General features: G+C 44.8%; 16 protein-coding genes. 7 read left to right on the top strand and 9 right to left on the bottom strand.

Annotated elements, in window-relative coordinates; genetic code table 11:
* The first annotated feature begins 6 nt into the window (after nt 1-6).
* From sitA to sitD, 4 genes are read left to right on the top strand one after another with little or no spacing between them, the layout of a single operon-like run.
* Complete coding sequence (sitA, locus tag ACLJPE_RS11790; protein WP_000182930.1) at nt 7-924, top strand: iron/manganese ABC transporter substrate-binding protein SitA; 918 nt, start codon at nt 7-9, stop codon at nt 922-924.
* A complete protein-coding gene (sitB, locus tag ACLJPE_RS11785) occupies nt 921-1,742 on the top strand; it encodes an iron/manganese ABC transporter ATP-binding protein SitB (RefSeq protein ID WP_000083153.1) in 822 nt (273 codons plus the stop codon). The genes sitA and sitB overlap by 4 nt, the downstream gene beginning before the upstream one ends.
* Nucleotides 1,739-2,599, top strand: coding sequence for an iron/manganese ABC transporter permease subunit SitC (gene sitC, locus ACLJPE_RS11780; RefSeq protein ID WP_001104336.1), 861 nt, complete (start codon nt 1,739-1,741; stop codon nt 2,597-2,599). Before sitB ends, sitC begins: the two co-directional genes overlap by 4 nt.
* Nucleotides 2,590-3,438, top strand: a complete 849-nt coding sequence (gene sitD, locus ACLJPE_RS11775; protein ID WP_000480209.1) for an iron/manganese ABC transporter permease subunit SitD — start codon at nt 2,590-2,592, stop codon at nt 3,436-3,438. The genes sitC and sitD overlap by 10 nt, the downstream gene beginning before the upstream one ends.
* Before the next feature lie 276 nt (nt 3,439-3,714).
* Here the strand turns inward: sitD and sprB are convergent, their stop codons facing one another.
* The 9 genes from sprB to prgH form a co-directional block, all read right to left on the bottom strand.
* On the bottom strand, nt 3,715-4,470 hold the full coding sequence (sprB, locus tag ACLJPE_RS11770; RefSeq protein WP_031602001.1) for a transcriptional regulator SprB: 756 nt from the start codon (nt 4,468-4,470) through the stop codon (nt 3,715-3,717).
* A 383-nt stretch (nt 4,471-4,853) separates the two neighbouring features.
* A complete protein-coding gene (hilC, locus tag ACLJPE_RS11765) occupies nt 4,854-5,741 on the bottom strand; it encodes an invasion transcriptional regulator HilC (protein ID WP_000243998.1) in 888 nt (295 codons plus the stop codon).
* 345 nt (nt 5,742-6,086) lie between these two features.
* Complete coding sequence (locus tag ACLJPE_RS11760) at nt 6,087-6,539, bottom strand: type III secretion system effector protein OrgC (protein ID WP_000612177.1); 453 nt, start codon at nt 6,537-6,539, stop codon at nt 6,087-6,089.
* Nucleotides 6,540-6,554: 15 nt separating this feature from the next.
* Entirely contained in the window at nt 6,555-7,226 is a 672-nt protein-coding gene (orgB, locus tag ACLJPE_RS11755; protein WP_000916655.1) for a type III secretion system linker protein OrgB, read from the bottom strand.
* Nucleotides 7,183-7,782, bottom strand: a complete 600-nt coding sequence (orgA, locus tag ACLJPE_RS11750; RefSeq protein WP_077905449.1) for an oxygen-regulated invasion protein OrgA — start codon at nt 7,780-7,782, stop codon at nt 7,183-7,185. The genes orgB and orgA overlap by 44 nt, the downstream gene beginning before the upstream one ends.
* Nucleotides 7,754-8,512 carry a type III secretion system inner membrane ring lipoprotein PrgK gene (gene prgK / locus ACLJPE_RS11745; RefSeq protein WP_000621238.1) on the bottom strand — a complete coding sequence of 253 codons (759 nt, stop codon included), beginning with the start codon at nt 8,510-8,512 and terminating at the stop codon, nt 7,754-7,756. The genes orgA and prgK overlap by 29 nt, the downstream gene beginning before the upstream one ends.
* A complete protein-coding gene (gene prgJ, locus ACLJPE_RS11740; RefSeq protein ID WP_000020431.1) occupies nt 8,509-8,814 on the bottom strand; it encodes a type III secretion system inner rod protein PrgJ in 306 nt (101 codons plus the stop codon). The genes prgK and prgJ overlap by 4 nt, the downstream gene beginning before the upstream one ends.
* 18 nt (nt 8,815-8,832) lie before the next feature.
* Nucleotides 8,833-9,075 (bottom strand): type III secretion system needle complex protein, encoded by a 243-nt coding sequence (locus ACLJPE_RS11735; RefSeq protein WP_001143298.1) that lies wholly within the window; start codon nt 9,073-9,075, stop codon nt 8,833-8,835.
* A 24-nt stretch (nt 9,076-9,099) separates the two neighbouring features.
* Entirely contained in the window at nt 9,100-10,278 is a 1,179-nt protein-coding gene (prgH, locus tag ACLJPE_RS11730) for a type III secretion system inner membrane ring protein PrgH (protein WP_000450196.1), read from the bottom strand.
* Between the two features lie 315 nt (nt 10,279-10,593).
* On the opposite strand from prgH, the gene hilD reads away from it, so the two are divergent.
* From hilD to iagB, 3 genes are all read left to right on the top strand, one after another.
* Nucleotides 10,594-11,523 (top strand): transcriptional regulator HilD, encoded by a 930-nt coding sequence (gene hilD / locus ACLJPE_RS11725; protein WP_000432699.1) that lies wholly within the window; start codon nt 10,594-10,596, stop codon nt 11,521-11,523.
* A gap of 1,087 nt (nt 11,524-12,610) precedes the next feature.
* Nucleotides 12,611-14,272 (top strand): transcriptional regulator HilA, encoded by a 1,662-nt coding sequence (gene hilA / locus ACLJPE_RS11720; protein ID WP_001120090.1) that lies wholly within the window; start codon nt 12,611-12,613, stop codon nt 14,270-14,272.
* 17 nt (nt 14,273-14,289) lie between these two features.
* Nucleotides 14,290-14,772, top strand: coding sequence for an SPI-1 type III secretion system invasion protein IagB (gene iagB / locus ACLJPE_RS11715; RefSeq protein ID WP_000558932.1), 483 nt, complete (start codon nt 14,290-14,292; stop codon nt 14,770-14,772).
* Nucleotides 14,773-14,820 lie beyond the last annotated feature (48 nt).

The raw sequence follows: 14,820 nt of genomic DNA, 5'->3' as shown, positions 1-14,820 counted from the left end.
GATACTATGACGAATCTACATCGTCTGAAAACACTCCTGATTGCCGGTATTGTCGCGATACTCGCGCTATCGCCAGCCTATGCAAAAGAGAAATTTAAAGTCATCACCACGTTTACCGTTATTGCCGACATGGCGAAAAACGTGGCGGGCGACGCAGCGGAAGTCAGCTCAATTACCAAGCCCGGCGCTGAAATCCATGAGTATCAGCCAACGCCCGGCGATATTAAACGAGCGCAGGGGGCGCAGCTTATCCTCGCGAATGGTCTGAACCTGGAGCGATGGTTCGCCCGCTTTTATCAGCACCTTTCCGGCGTACCGGAAGTCGTCGTCTCCACCGGCGTCAAACCGATGGGCATTACCGAAGGCCCGTATAACGGTAAACCGAACCCGCACGCCTGGATGTCGGCAGAAAACGCGCTGATTTATGTCGATAACATTCGCGATGCCCTGGTGAAGTACGATCCGGATAATGCGCAGATCTATAAGCAAAATGCCGAACGCTATAAAGCGAAAATTCGCCAGATGGCCGATCCGTTGCGTGCCGAGCTGGAAAAAATTCCTGCCGATCAGCGCTGGCTGGTCACCAGTGAAGGCGCCTTCTCTTACCTGGCGCGCGATAACGACATGAAAGAGCTTTATCTCTGGCCAATTAACGCCGATCAACAGGGTACGCCAAAACAGGTGCGTAAAGTGATTGATACCATTAAAAAGCACCATATTCCCGCCATCTTTAGCGAGAGTACGGTTTCCGATAAACCCGCCCGCCAGGTCGCGCGTGAATCCGGCGCGCATTATGGCGGCGTACTGTATGTCGATTCTCTGAGCGCCGCTGACGGCCCTGTGCCAACCTATCTGGATCTGCTGCGCGTCACGACCGAAACCATCGTCAACGGCATTAACGACGGACTGAGGAGTCAACAATGAGTCAATCTGCGATTACCGTTGATCAAGTCACGGTGACGTATCGCAACGGTCATACCGCCCTACGGGACGCCACTTTTCAGGTGCCTGGCGGTTCAATCGCCGCGCTGGTAGGCGTAAATGGTTCCGGTAAGTCTACGTTATTTAAAGCGTTAATGGGCTTTGTGCATCTTGCGCAGGGCGATATCACTATCCTGCAACAGTCAGTCAACAAGGCGCTGAAAAAAAACCTCATTGCTTATGTTCCGCAATCGGAAGAAGTGGACTGGTCATTTCCGGTGCTGGTAGAAGATGTGGTGATGATGGGACGCTACGGCCATATGGGCTGGCTACGCCGTCCCACTGCGCATGATCACGCCTGTGTTGACGCCGCGCTGGCGCGGGTGGATATGCAGGAATATCGTCACAGGCAGATTGGCGAGCTGTCCGGCGGGCAGAAAAAACGTGTGTTTCTTGCCAGGGCCATCGCTCAGGATGGACAAGTAATCCTGCTGGATGAACCTTTTACCGGCGTGGATGTAAAAACCGAAGCGCGAATCATCGATCTACTACGGGAACTGCGCGATGAAGGCCGCACGATGCTGGTCTCAACGCATAATCTCGGCTCCGTCACCGAGTTTTGCGACTATACGGTAATGATTAAAGGAACCGTACTGGCCAGCGGCCCTACCGAAACCACGTTTACCGCCGCGAATCTGGAACAGGCGTTTAGCGGCGTTCTACGTCATATCGCGCTAAGCGGAGGTGAAGAGCACATCATCACCGATGACGAGCGCCCCTTTATTTCCCGGCGCGTGGCCAGCGGAGGAAAATCGTCATGAACTGGCTTGTTGAGCCGTTTGGCTACCAGTATATGCTCAACGCGATGTGGGTCTCCGCGATGGTGGGCGGTCTGTGCGCGTTTCTCTCCTGCTATTTGATGCTCAAAGGCTGGTCGCTCATTGGCGATGCGCTATCTCACTCTATTGTGCCTGGCGTCGCTGGCGCCTGGATGTTAGGGCTGCCCTTCTCGCTCGGCGCGTTTCTTTCCGGCGGACTGGCGGCAGGCAGTATGCTCTTTCTTAACCAACGCTCACGCCTGAAAGAAGACGCGATTATCGGGCTTATCTTCTCCTCTTTTTTTGGCGTCGGCCTTTTTATGGTGTCGCTCAATCCGATGTCGGTGAATATCCAGACGATTATTCTCGGCAACGTGCTGGCTATCGCGCCAGCGGATATTGCGCAACTGGCGATTATCGGCGCGGTCTCGCTGACGATTCTGCTGTTAAAGTGGAAAGATCTGATGGTCGTCTTTTTCGATGAGACCCATGCGCGTTCTATCGGGCTTAATCCGGGTCGACTAAAGCTGTTGTTTTTCACTCTGTTGTCCGTCTCCACCGTGGCGGCCCTGCAAACCGTTGGGGCGTTCCTGGTGATCTGTCTCGTCGTCACGCCGGGCGCGACGGCCTGGTTACTCACCGACCGTTTTCCACGTCTGCTCATGATTGCCGTCGTGATTGGCAGCCTGACCAGTTTTCTGGGCGCATGGCTTAGCTACTGGCTGGATGGCGCCACGGGTGGAATTATTGTCGTCATGCAAACCTTACTGTTCATCACAGCCTTTATTTTCGCCCCGAAACACGGTCTGTTAGCCAACCGTCGACGCGCCCGCCTGCAGAAGGAGCCGACATGTTCTTAACAACGTTACTGGAACCCTTTCAGTTTGATTTTATGGTGAACGCCCTTATGGTTTCGGTCATTGTGGCGATTCCCTGCGCCTTGCTGTCCGTGTTTTTAGTGTTAAAAGGCTGGGCGTTAATGGGCGACGCAATGAGTCATGCGGTATTCCCCGGGGTCGTGCTGGCATATATTGTGGGGATCCCCCTGGCGATTGGCGCTTTCATTGCCGGATTATTTTGCGCTATCGCGACCGGCTATCTGGACGATAACAGCCGCATCAAACGTGATACGGTGATGGGCATCGTCTTTTCCGGGATGTTTGGCGCAGGTCTGGTGCTCTATGTTTCTATTCAATCGGAAGTGCATCTGGATCACATCCTGTTTGGGGATATGCTGGGCGTATCGCTGGGGGATATCGTACAAACGTCGGTTATTGCACTGGGTATTGCGTTAATCATAGGGCTGAAATGGAAAGATCTCCTGCTACACGCTTTTGACCCGCACCAGGCGAAAGCCAGCGGGCTGAATACGACGCTACTGCATTATGGCCTGCTATGTATGATTGCGCTGACTATCGTCGCCACGCTGAAATCGGTGGGCATTATTCTGTCGATTTCATTGCTTATCGCCCCCGGCGCAATTGCCATTTTGCTGACGCGACGCTTTGCGCGCGCGCTGGGATTAGCGGTGAGTCTGTCAGTTATTACCGCTTTTGCGGGCGTCTATCTGTCTTTTTATCTTGATAGCGCGCCAGCGCCGACCATCGTGGTATTATTTGCCATCGTGTTTATTGCGGTATTTATTTACGCAACATGGCGCGACAGGCGTAATGAAATCGTACCAGAGGCGCAAGGTTAAAAGCTGCGTTCAGAAAATAAATACGGCAGTTGTAGTAGAAAGCCACCCTATATCTATTGTTGGTCAGTATGGTAAGCAGCTATCTTTAAATTTCTTTGCGACAAGCGTAAAGATGAGCTGCTTTACTCCCCATATTTTTCCTGTTTCGAAATTTTTTCAGAGTTTGGCTAACCCAGCACAATGTGATTATTACTCACAAGATCTGTAATATCCCAGCAAAAAATAAATCTATAACTACACGTAATACAAGAGCATGATTGTCACATAAAAAATAGTTTAATTCATTCCTACTGCAATCGGTAACGCGCAATTATCGTCAGGTACAGCAGGGTTATGTGCAAAAGCTGTGCGCTGTAAATGCGCGTCTAGTTTCAGTCCCCGGAACAGAGATAGCGGCGAAGAGTCCATCCCCAAACGATACATAACCTTCTTACGATAAATACTGACGGTTTTTGTTCCCAGACCAAATTTTTTCGCCAGTTCAATTGCCGGATGTCCGGAGGATAATAATATCAGCAGCGCATATTTCGCCTGAGTGACGCCGGGAGGTAGATTCCACCAGGCGTATTGATTGATATTAAACAATACCTCTTCCGGCGTCTCGCCGGCATTAAAAGCATACGTAGCAACCACGGTTTTCTTTTGTGGCCTGTGGCAGAAACGCAGCCAGGCTTCCGGAAGACGAAGCTTCTCTCGATCCGAGCGGATAGCGCAGGATAGTTCATCTTTTAAAACATAATCCATAACGCCAAAATATTGCAGCACACAGCGATCGATATAATACAAGCGATCTGCCACTACCAAAACTTTACGGTTCTGCAACCGCGCCTGCAACGCATGAAAAAGATAAACATGCTCATGCGGGTTCAAAGCTAAAATCAGCCCGGCGTCCGGCATATCGGATAGAGAATGCAAAAGTGCGGTTAATGAGTTACACGTTTTAACGCACTTTTCCGGATATTTTTGCTTAAAAATAGACTGAAGGGCATAACAATTAGTCCAGTTAATACCGTATATAATTACATTTCTCATTTATTTATCCTTTTTTGAAAACTGACCACAGCTTCGGTAATGATTTTTCTTCCTGGGCGACTACTGCGCAAGTAGATAACGCCTTCTTACTACAAAGGTAATAAGACCAGATACGTTATTACATGCGCAATGTCGTTACCGAAATGAATTCCTTTTACAAATCTGATAATGATTAAATTTGCTGTTTTACTTTACTGTAATCTCTTAGAGTACAACGATTGCCCGGCGCCTGGTGGCCATGTATGTCTGACAATGAACGCTTTCGATTCCCTTTCATTAACTACATATCACTGGTGTAGCGATACTGAAATATACACTACGATTAAAAAATATTTGGTATCTGTAACGCAAACAGATAGTAACGTTTAAAATAATTTCACAAATCAATGGTTCATTGTACGCATAAAGCTAAGCGGTGTAATCTTAAAATGCCGTTTAAAAATAGCGATAAAATAAGAAGGCGTATCATAGCCACACATCGTCGCGACTTGTGAAATATTCCCAGCCCCCATACGCAATAATTTTATAGCCTGATTCATACGAGCATCCAGGTATATTTTGCTAAAACTCACCTCTTCAGCGGCCAGTTTTCGCTTCAGACTTGATACGCTCATAAACAGCTTTCCTGCCACCTCAGCCTGTGACCATTTGCGGGTGAGATCGCTGATAATAATGTTATAAACTTTCTCTTTTGTCGTAATTTTTATTGCTCGCTCAAGGAAATCAAACCCACCGGGCTTACGTACAAATGCCGATATAAGATACATCAATGAGAAATATGAATAATCATGATCATCAATACTCACATTACTACAAACCCGTGGACATGCCACACCATGCAAAATAGAGTCAAAAGTATCACTCATCCCTGGCAACAAGTCCGCATGAAAAAAATACTTTGGTTTCGTTTTTAATGATAGCTCTCGATCATTATAGTTTCTTGTACTGTAAAAAACTTTGTAGAATTTTTGCATTAAGTCATAGGAAACTTCCAGTGAAGAAAAATCAATATGCCCTTCTATTTCGCTCATACTAAGCGTGATTGTTTGATCTTTTTCCAATAAAAATAAACACGGCGCAGATTGTTCGATGAACTCCCCAAATTCGTTTTCAATTCGCAAACTACCTTTATTAAGTTTAAACAATAAGCAGTTTGCGACATAATAGTCTCTTACGTCAGCTAATCCATTTATTAATGGAAATTTGTTCGGCTGTTGAAGGTGATTATTGCTAATGGCCTCAACTGATTTATTCATTGAAGGCAATACCATATTTTATCCTGTGTGCTATAAGGAACTCAAAATCGTTATATTCTTATAAACAAATAATTAAAACTCACAGAGATGATTTAAATCCGATTTTTTTATTATTATAGCCAATAATTACATTCCAACGCGCGTTCATTTCGTCATAAAAAGATACTCTTACAAACTTTATGCACAATTTTGTAATGGAAGCTTACAATATTAATATAATCATTTCAGAATAAAACGCCTGGCAGATACCTTAATAATCCATATACATCAATAAGATAGACACACTGACATGGTGCATTTTCTGCATTATTTGCTGATATATACACCATACCTTATCACAAATCGCCAGCAATGGGGGGTTCACCAGTCAATTGCCTCTTTGTTTTCCCCGCCCGATAAAATAATCTCCTGCATCCAGGAGGTCATTTGTGACTGTGCATTCATTGTACCAACTAATACCCCGTTTAAAGCCTCATATAAATGGGTGCCCGGTTCAACTTTTGCTAACATGTTTTGTAGCATGGCTGTTTGCTGCTCAAAAGAAACAAAAGCCGAATCACCACTTTTAGGATCTTTGAAGGCATTCATCTCTTGATAAATGCTATCTTTAAGCGTTTCAGAAGAGGCTGACTCAGGAAGCGCCAAAAGTCGTTGGTAGAATGCATCATAAAGATCAACGTCGCCGCCATTGCTTAAAGGCGCGCTATCCACATTATTCAGCATAGCGGCCCTGGCACTCAACGAAACCACACCCGTCGCTTCAGTATCCGCTGTCGGGACCAAATAAGAAGTCGGAATCGTACCCGGTATCACCTTATAACCTCCATTTTACAATGCTTGCGTTTTTGTCTTCCATTCATCAATAAGTGCGTTAATGGCGTTATCAGAAATTGTCCGGCAGTCTTGTGGAAGTTCATCAAGATGATGCTTAATGACGCCTACTGCCGTTTCAACAAATTGTTCAGGTGAAAATTCTGCGATCTGATCGCCGCAACTCATGATAAAGCGCTGTTCCTGATGATATTTAAGATTAAAAGTGCCTGGCCAGTTCTCCATAAGCAACACCATCAGTTTTTGGTGATCTTTTTTCGCATTAACTGGCAGTGTTAAAAAAAGTTGCCCCTCCGGCTTATCGAAATCCCTCAGCCACTCATCCAGGACGGTTAAAAGCGTTTCGGGATGATCGACCGCAGCTGAAAATAACTCGCGGGCATAAATCTGTATTTTTTCCATCCACTTCCAGGCCATTGTCTGATTATCAGTAAGATAAGCGGCGACCTGCTGTAACGCGTCTATCATTCCCTGCTCGTAACCTTCCTGATAGGCGTACATCCGCAAGGTCTTTGCCTCTTCTTCCGCCTCTCGCAAAATACGCTTAGCCCGTTGATGCGCCTGCTGTTCTAATCTTTCAATAGAGAAATAACGTTCCAGCGTTTTACGCTTTATCAGTATCCCCTCAACAGGAGAAAGCGGGGACGGAATTGGGATATTTTTGAGCATATTGTAAGGCCAGTAGCAAAATTGACATTTCTACAGCATCCTGCTTCGATGCCTCCTCAATAAATGGAGGAAAAAGCAAAGGAAAACGCTGTGCTAAAGATTCAGGTAAAAATTCATTCAGGGCATTTAACTGTGCATACCCGACGCTAAGTAAAAACCGGTGATTCGGCGCCTTATTGCAGACAGATAAACTTGTTCCCTGATGCATTGCCAAAAATGCTTGCGCCCAATCCGGCAGGCCAAGCAAGGCTCCCTGCCTTGCCAGATCGGCTCTCAGTTTATGGCAACCGAGTAAATACGCTACTTGCGGCAGTCGGCGCCACTGACGCAGCCACAGCTGCGTCAGTGAGTTTTGAATACACTCCTTTTCTGCGTTCTTAAGCCGCCATGCCGCCAGTATTAACTCATTTGCCGCCGCCCTGGCGGCGGGTCTGACAATCATTTCCGGCGCTATCTGCAACCGCTGAGGATGGATATACGATAACGGATCAAAAATGATTCTTTGCCAGATAATGGGTAATGGCTGCCTATTCATTTGACGATTTCGCCTTATCATCAGCCGTTATGCCTTTCTTATTGCGGGCATAATGGTTTTTGTAATACCAGACGCCAAAGCCTGCTGACATCACGGATAACAAAATAATCAACACAATCCAACTGGTTGCAAAAGAATTACGTTTTACTGGTGTGCCGGGAGCCTGTAATTGGGCATCAGAACGTTCTGACAACACAACAGAAATGTTGTCATAATCCACATCGGCAAAACTATTCTTTAAGAAACGCTTGATATCGCTGATCTGATGCGCAAGCGGCGAACCTCGTTCATATACGGCTAATGCCGACAGATGAACAGGTTTTGGCGGACGGCCATTTTCACCAGCATCAATATCATAACTAATATGGACCCTGGCGGAGAGCACGCCCTCCATCGTCTGTAATGACTGTTCCAGTCGCTGTTCAATAGCCGAATATAACCTGGCCTTTTCAGCTCGCGGAGACGATACCAGCGAATCCGCCGGGAACATCTGCGCTATTTCCACCCGTGGCCGGGGAGGAAGCTGATAAGTTTTAATCCAGTACACCGCAGCGGTAAAATCAGGCTCAGCAACGGTAATGCTATAGCCCAATTTTCCGCTATCAATTTTATTCGCCTCTATATTGTGCATTTGCAGAACGGCAATGACCTCATTAGCCTGTTCCTGGTCCAGTCCTTTTAAAAGATCCTTATCCTTACAGCCGGCAAGGGTCATTACCAGCAGAAAGGTATATAGATATCGACGAATCATGAGCGTAATAGCGTTTCAACAGCCCCGACTCCTTTACGAGTAAGGGTACTTACCATAGAAACATACAGGTTATAATCTGAAATCATCTCTTGCGAAATAGCCAGCTCTTTAGGATCCGTCACCAGATTAGGGTCCTCAATCCTGTTGGTAATCGTCTGTTTATCCACAGCCGTGGCAATCGCCGAACCAGAAAAAGCCTGGAGTAGCCGGTCATCCAGCGAGACAATGTCCGTCTCCATAGACCTGATATTGACCGCCTGCCCTATAACGGCATTCTCAGGGACAATAGTTGCAATCGACATAATCCACCTTATAACTGATTAACGGAAGTTCTGAATAATGGCAGCATCAATATCCTTAAAGACTTTTACCGTGTTCGATTGCGCGTTACGGTACAAGTTATATTCCGAGAGCTTACTCTGATACGCCGCCAGTAGCGCCGGATCGGAGGGTTTTGCTGCTAATTTATCCAGCGCCTCTGTTACCTGCGTTTGTAGATCATCAACGCCCTTATCAAATTTTGCTGAAACTTCATCCAGATAGCCTGACCAAGATGTTGGCATAATGACTTCCTTATTTGCGTTAAATTAAAGTGGGCTTGGGAAATACCAATGGCCTGGGCTCATTTTGATATAACCTTCCGCCCCGTACTGAAATGAGCGCCCCTTGAGCCAGTCATCTTTTAATTCGATCGCAAACTGCACATAGCGTCCTCCCCATGTGCGGTAATAGCTATCGACAAATTGACGAGCTCTGAGTATTTCTACATCATCGAGCGCCCCCTGAATAACAAACGTTACGCCCCCCTTATGATTCCTGCGGGAATAAGGTAACGCCTGCTGTTTTAGCCCCGCTTCCGCCTGGCCTGCGGCGGTAACATCGTCCATCAACGTGATGTTAACCGAATCCGCGTAGGGCATTAGCGCTCTCAGCTTTTGACTTAACACCTCGAGCTCTTTCTTGCTCATCGTGTTTCGCTGGCGGCTTAGCCAGAAAACGGGTTTACGCGGCTCATCGAAATGAAGCCGATAATAAGCCAGCTGAGGATAATAGGTATCCAGCCAGGTAGAGATACGCTTATTTTCTTCGTTTTCGTTAATCACTCGCGCATTTTTATCATAATCGCCCCTCGCTAAAACCTGACGAGCCCACAGCGTATCTCTTTCATTTTGCGCAGCGACATAGAGCATTTTGTCCCGTCCTGGCAACACCTGAAAGCGCTCCTTCTCCTGCCCCAATAACGAATCGAGCTCTGCGGCCTGCCGCTGCGGCGAGTTAAGTATCCATAACGTCCCCACCGTCCCAATTCCCAATATAAAAAACCCGGCCAGTGCTGCTACAATTCCGTTTTTAAAACGTGGCTCGTTCTTTTTTGCAGACGTTTCTAACTTCTCAGGCTGCTCGGGCACCCACGGCTCGCTTTCCGGGCGAATCAGGATAAGCAATTCACCGACCTGTATTGGCGTATTTAATTGCACCGAACGAGATTCAGAATTTCCTTCTTTCAGCTCATGGAGTATAATTTCGGTCGCATCCGTATCCACCTGGATTTCAAAATTTACTCCGCCATGGTCCAGCGGGATAAAAAAGCTATCGGCAGGTATATCAGGGAGTTGGCCTGAAGCAGTGAGCGCATCACTCTGACCTACCACAAAGAGTGTTCGGCCTGTCAGCAATGGAAACTCACAGCCGTTCAGTGAGCTGTTAAGTAATCGAACTATGTATGGCCCTGGGCTTGTTATCGTCTTCTCTTTTGATGTTTCCATATATACTGTTAGCGATGTCTGTCGTTCTCGATAGCAGCAGATTACCGCACAGGACACAGGGATTCCTGATGAAAATAGAATGAAAAGTGAGAAATAAAATCAATTTATTCTGTATAATGCGTCTCAACACATATTAAAAGAACCATCATCCCCATTGGGGCTTAAACTACTGTAGATAAATTACCCAAATTTGGGTTCTTTTGGTGTAACAATCAGACCATTGCCAACACACGCTAATAAAGAGCATTTACAACTCAGATTTTTTCAGTAGGATACCAGTAAGGAACATTAAAATAACATCAACAAAGGGATAATATGGAAAATGTAACCTTTGTAAGTAATAGTCATCAGCGTCCTGCCGCAGATAACTTACAGAAATTAAAATCACTTTTGACAAATACCCGGCAGCAAATTAAAAGTCAGACTCAGCAGGTTACCATCAAAAATCTTTATGTAAGCAGTTTCACTTTAGTTTGCTTTCGGAGCGGTAAACTGACGATTAGCAATAATCACGATACGATTTACTGTGACGAACCTGGGATGTTGGTGCTCAAAAAAGAGCAGGTAGTTAACGTGACGCTTGAAGAGGTCAATGGCCACATGGATTTCGATATACTCGAGATACCGACGCAACGACTTGGCGCTCTCTATGCACTTATCCCAAACGAGCAGCAAACCAAAATGGCGGTACCCACAGAGAAAGCGCAGAAGATCTTCTATACGCCTGACTTTCCTGCCAGAAGAGAGGTATTTGAACATCTGAAAACGGCGTTCTCCTGTACGAAGGATACAAGCAAAGGTTGCAGTAACTGTAACAACAAGAGTTGTATTGAAAATGAAGAGTTAATTCCTTATTTTCTGCTGTTCCTGCTTACTGCTTTTCTCCGACTCCCGGAGAGTTATGAGATCATCCTTAGCTCGGCTCAGATAACGTTAAAGGAGCGCGTTTACAACATTATATCTTCGTCACCCAGTAGACAGTGGAAGCTTACGGATGTTGCCGATCATATATTTATGAGTACGTCAACGCTCAAACGGAAACTTGCAGAAGAAGGTACCAGCTTTAGCGACATCTACTTATCGGCAAGAATGAATCAGGCAGCAAAACTTTTACGCATAGGCAACCATAATGTTAATGCTGTAGCATTAAAATGTGGTTATGACAGCACGTCCTACTTCATTCAATGTTTCAAAAAATATTTTAAAACTACGCCATCGACATTCATAAAAATGGCGAACCATTAACATTTTTTGTATCTGTCACTCAAGTAAAGATTTTTATTAAAATTGTAATAATTTAAAATTCAGACTGCGCATTAACACGCTATATCAGGATGGGAGGCTATTTAATATCATTGTTCTGTCCGGAAGACAGCTTATACTGATATCTCTGGTAATTTAAAGTAAGGCTGATTATATAACACGATTTTTGTGAACTTGTCATCGCTGCGATGACTGGTAAACCGATATTGCCTTATTCACAGCGTAAGAATCCGTCCAGATGACACTATCTCCTTCCGGCTTTAACCCTGTGGATTAAGGCCGGCATTTCATTCATATTTATACATCATCCGTTCCCTCTGAGAACTATTTGCCTGAACGGTCTACACCGAAACAGTCACGCTTGTTAGCTTCTGCCTGGCATACCTCTTCTCTTCCTCCTGATATCGATATAATGCCAGGGGGCCAGCCTGAGGATGATACTGCTCATAACCCCCTGCCTTTTTGACGCTATAGCAGAAAGGAGTAAAGAAAAGACGATATCATTATTTTGCAAAAAAATATAAAAATAAGCGCACCATTAAAAACAGTCTTTCATTTATATTTTGACACCTAAGACAAATTACACTCTTAAACTTTCAACGAATGGTCATTTAGTGGAAATCTTCGAGAAAAATGGTTCTGATGGTGTAATTATCAGACCATTAACCATGAAGATATAATAAGCAGCATTTACACCCCCAAAAAATGCAGTAAGATAGCTACAAAACTAATCTCTATTGCAATGAGGCCAAGTTAAATATGTAAATATTTAGATGCCCGGCGCTGACTCTCTGCTCCAGGATATACGACAGCGTCCATTCGATAATCACGGTTAGTTATAACAATATTATTACCAACATGTCATTTATTTAAAGCACAGGCATAAGCTAAATAATCAAATGTTAAAAATATATAAACCCGAGCCCGTACAATATGACATTAAGCTCATAATAAAAGCTCAACCTGACCGTTAGTACTAACAGCAGAATTACTGAAACAGTAGATTCTATCCTAACGACTTGTATTAGCTATTATAACTTTTCACCCTGTAAGAGAATACACTATTATCATGCCACATTTTAATCCTGTTCCTGTATCGAATAAAAAATTCGTCTTTGATGATTTCATACTCAACATGGACGGCTCCCTGCTACGCTCAGAAAAGAAAGTCAATATTCCGCCAAAAGAATATGCTGTTCTGGTCATCCTGCTCGAAGCCGCCGGCGAGATTGTGAGTAAAAACACCTTACTGGACCAGGTATGGGGCGACGCGGAAGTTAACGAAGAATCTCTTACCCGCTGTATTTATGCCTTACGACGTATTCTGTCGGAAGATAAAGAGCATCGTTACATTGAAACACTGTACGGACAGGGCTATCGGTTTAATCGTCCGGTCGTAGTGGTGTCTCCGCCAGCGCCGCAACCTACGACTCATACATTGGCGATACTTCCTTTTCAGATGCAGGATCAGGTTCAATCCGAGAGTCTGCATTACTCTATCGTGAAGGGATTATCGCAGTATGCGCCCTTTGGCCTGAGCGTGCTACCGGTGACCATTACGAAGAACTGTCGCAGTGTTAAAGATATTCTTGAGCTCATGGATCAATTACGCCCCGATTATTATATCTCCGGGCAGATGATACCCGATGGCAATGATAATATTGTACAGATCGAGATAGTTCGGGTTAAAGGTTATCACCTGCTGCACCAGGAAAGCATTAAGTTGATAGAACACCAACCCGCTTCTCTCTTGCAAAACAAAATTGCTAATCTTTTGCTCAGATGTATTCCCGGGCTTCGCTGGGACACAAAGCAGGTTAGCGAGCTAAATTCGATTGACAGTACTATGGTTTACTTACGCGGTAAGCATGAGTTAAATCAATATACCCCCTATAGCTTACAGCAAGCGCTTAAATTGCTGACTCAATGCGTTAACATGTCGCCAAACAGCATTGCGCCTTACTGTGCGCTGGCAGAATGCTACCTCAGCATGGCGCAAATGGGGATTTTTGATAAACAAAACGCCATGATCAAAGCTAAAGAACATGCGATTAAGGCGACAGAGCTGGACCACAATAATCCACAAGCTTTAGGATTACTGGGGCTAATTAATACGATTCATTCAGAATACATCGTCGGGAGTTTACTATTCAAACAAGCTAACTTACTTTCGCCCATCTCTGCAGATATTAAATATTATTATGGCTGGAATCTCTTCATGGCTGGTCAGTTGGAGGAGGCCTTACAAACGATTAACGAGTGTTTAAAATTGGATCCAACGCGCGCAGCCGCAGGGATCACTAAGCTGTGGATTACCTATTATCATACCGGTATTGATGATGCTATACGTTTAGGCGATGAATTACGCTCACAACACCTGCAGGATAATCCAATATTATTAAGTATGCAGGTTATGTTTCTTTCTCTTAAAGGTAAACATGAACTGGCACGAAAATTAACTAAAGAAATATCCACGCAGGAAATAACAGGGCTTATTGCTGTTAATCTTCTTTATGCTGAATACTGTCAGAATAGTGAGCGTGCCTTACCGACGATAAGAGAATTTCTGGAAAGTGAACAGCGTATAGATAATAATCCGGGATTATTACCGTTAGTGCTGGTTGCCCACGGCGAAGCTATTGCCGAGAAAATGTGGAATAAATTTAAAAACGAAGACAATATTTGGTTCAAAAGATGGAAACAGGATCCCCGCTTGATTAAATTACGGTAAAATCTGAGAGAGGAGATATGCATTATTTTTTTATCATCGTAATCTGGTTGCTTAGCATAAATACTGCATGGGCTGATTGCTGGCTTCAGGCTGAAAAAATGTTCAATATTGAATCCGAACTACTTTACGCTATCGCCCAGCAGGAATCGGCGATGAAACCAGGCGCCATTGGTTATAACCGAGATGGTTCAACCGATCTTGGCCTGATGCAAATTAACAGCTTCCATATGAAAAGGCTGAAAAAAATGGGGATTAGTGAAAAACAGTTGTTACAGGACCCCTGCATTTCTGTCATTGTGGGCGCATCCATTTTATCAGATATGATGAAAATCTACGGTTATAGCTGGGAGGCCGTTGGCGCTTATAATGCCGGGACGTCACCGAAACGATCGGATATAAGGAAGCGTTATGCTAAAAAAATTTGGGAGAATTACAGAAAATTAAAAGGGATGTCAGCAGAAGAGAAAAACAAAAGACTTTCTATCGCGGTAAACAAATAATTATACAGAAATAGCTTACTTTCAGATAGTTCTAAAAGTAAGCTATGT

It is taken from the genome of Salmonella sp. SAL04196 (assembly GCF_046550835.1).
Taxonomy (GTDB): domain Bacteria; phylum Pseudomonadota; class Gammaproteobacteria; order Enterobacterales; family Enterobacteriaceae; genus Salmonella; species Salmonella enterica.
The sequence above is the reverse complement of the archived record's forward strand: the minus strand, read 5'-3'. Positions and strand labels throughout refer to the sequence as shown.

Bases quoted from the DNA above. Each gene is read 5' to 3' on its own strand.
- sitA (WP_000182930.1), top strand. From the start codon at position 7: ATGACGAATCTACATCGTCTGAAAACACTCCTGATTGCCGGTATTGTC.
- sitB (WP_000083153.1), top strand. From the start codon at position 921: ATGAGTCAATCTGCGATTACCGTTGATCAAGTCACGGTGACGTATCGC.
- sitC (WP_001104336.1), top strand. From the start codon at position 1,739: ATGAACTGGCTTGTTGAGCCGTTTGGCTACCAGTATATGCTCAACGCG.
- sitD (WP_000480209.1), top strand. From the start codon at position 2,590: ATGTTCTTAACAACGTTACTGGAACCCTTTCAGTTTGATTTTATGGTG.
- sprB (WP_031602001.1), bottom strand. From the start codon at position 4,470: ATGAGAAATGTAATTATATACGGTATTAACTGGACTAATTGTTATGCC.
- hilC (WP_000243998.1), bottom strand. From the start codon at position 5,741: ATGGTATTGCCTTCAATGAATAAATCAGTTGAGGCCATTAGCAATAAT.
- orgB (WP_000916655.1), bottom strand. From the start codon at position 7,226: ATGCTCAAAAATATCCCAATTCCGTCCCCGCTTTCTCCTGTTGAGGGG.
- orgA (WP_077905449.1), bottom strand. From the start codon at position 7,782: ATGATAAGGCGAAATCGTCAAATGAATAGGCAGCCATTACCCATTATC.
- prgK (WP_000621238.1), bottom strand. From the start codon at position 8,512: ATGATTCGTCGATATCTATATACCTTTCTGCTGGTAATGACCCTTGCC.
- prgJ (WP_000020431.1), bottom strand. From the start codon at position 8,814: ATGTCGATTGCAACTATTGTCCCTGAGAATGCCGTTATAGGGCAGGCG.
- ACLJPE_RS11735 (WP_001143298.1), bottom strand. From the start codon at position 9,075: ATGCCAACATCTTGGTCAGGCTATCTGGATGAAGTTTCAGCAAAATTT.
- prgH (WP_000450196.1), bottom strand. From the start codon at position 10,278: ATGGAAACATCAAAAGAGAAGACGATAACAAGCCCAGGGCCATACATA.
- hilD (WP_000432699.1), top strand. From the start codon at position 10,594: ATGGAAAATGTAACCTTTGTAAGTAATAGTCATCAGCGTCCTGCCGCA.
- hilA (WP_001120090.1), top strand. From the start codon at position 12,611: ATGCCACATTTTAATCCTGTTCCTGTATCGAATAAAAAATTCGTCTTT.
- iagB (WP_000558932.1), top strand. From the start codon at position 14,290: ATGCATTATTTTTTTATCATCGTAATCTGGTTGCTTAGCATAAATACT.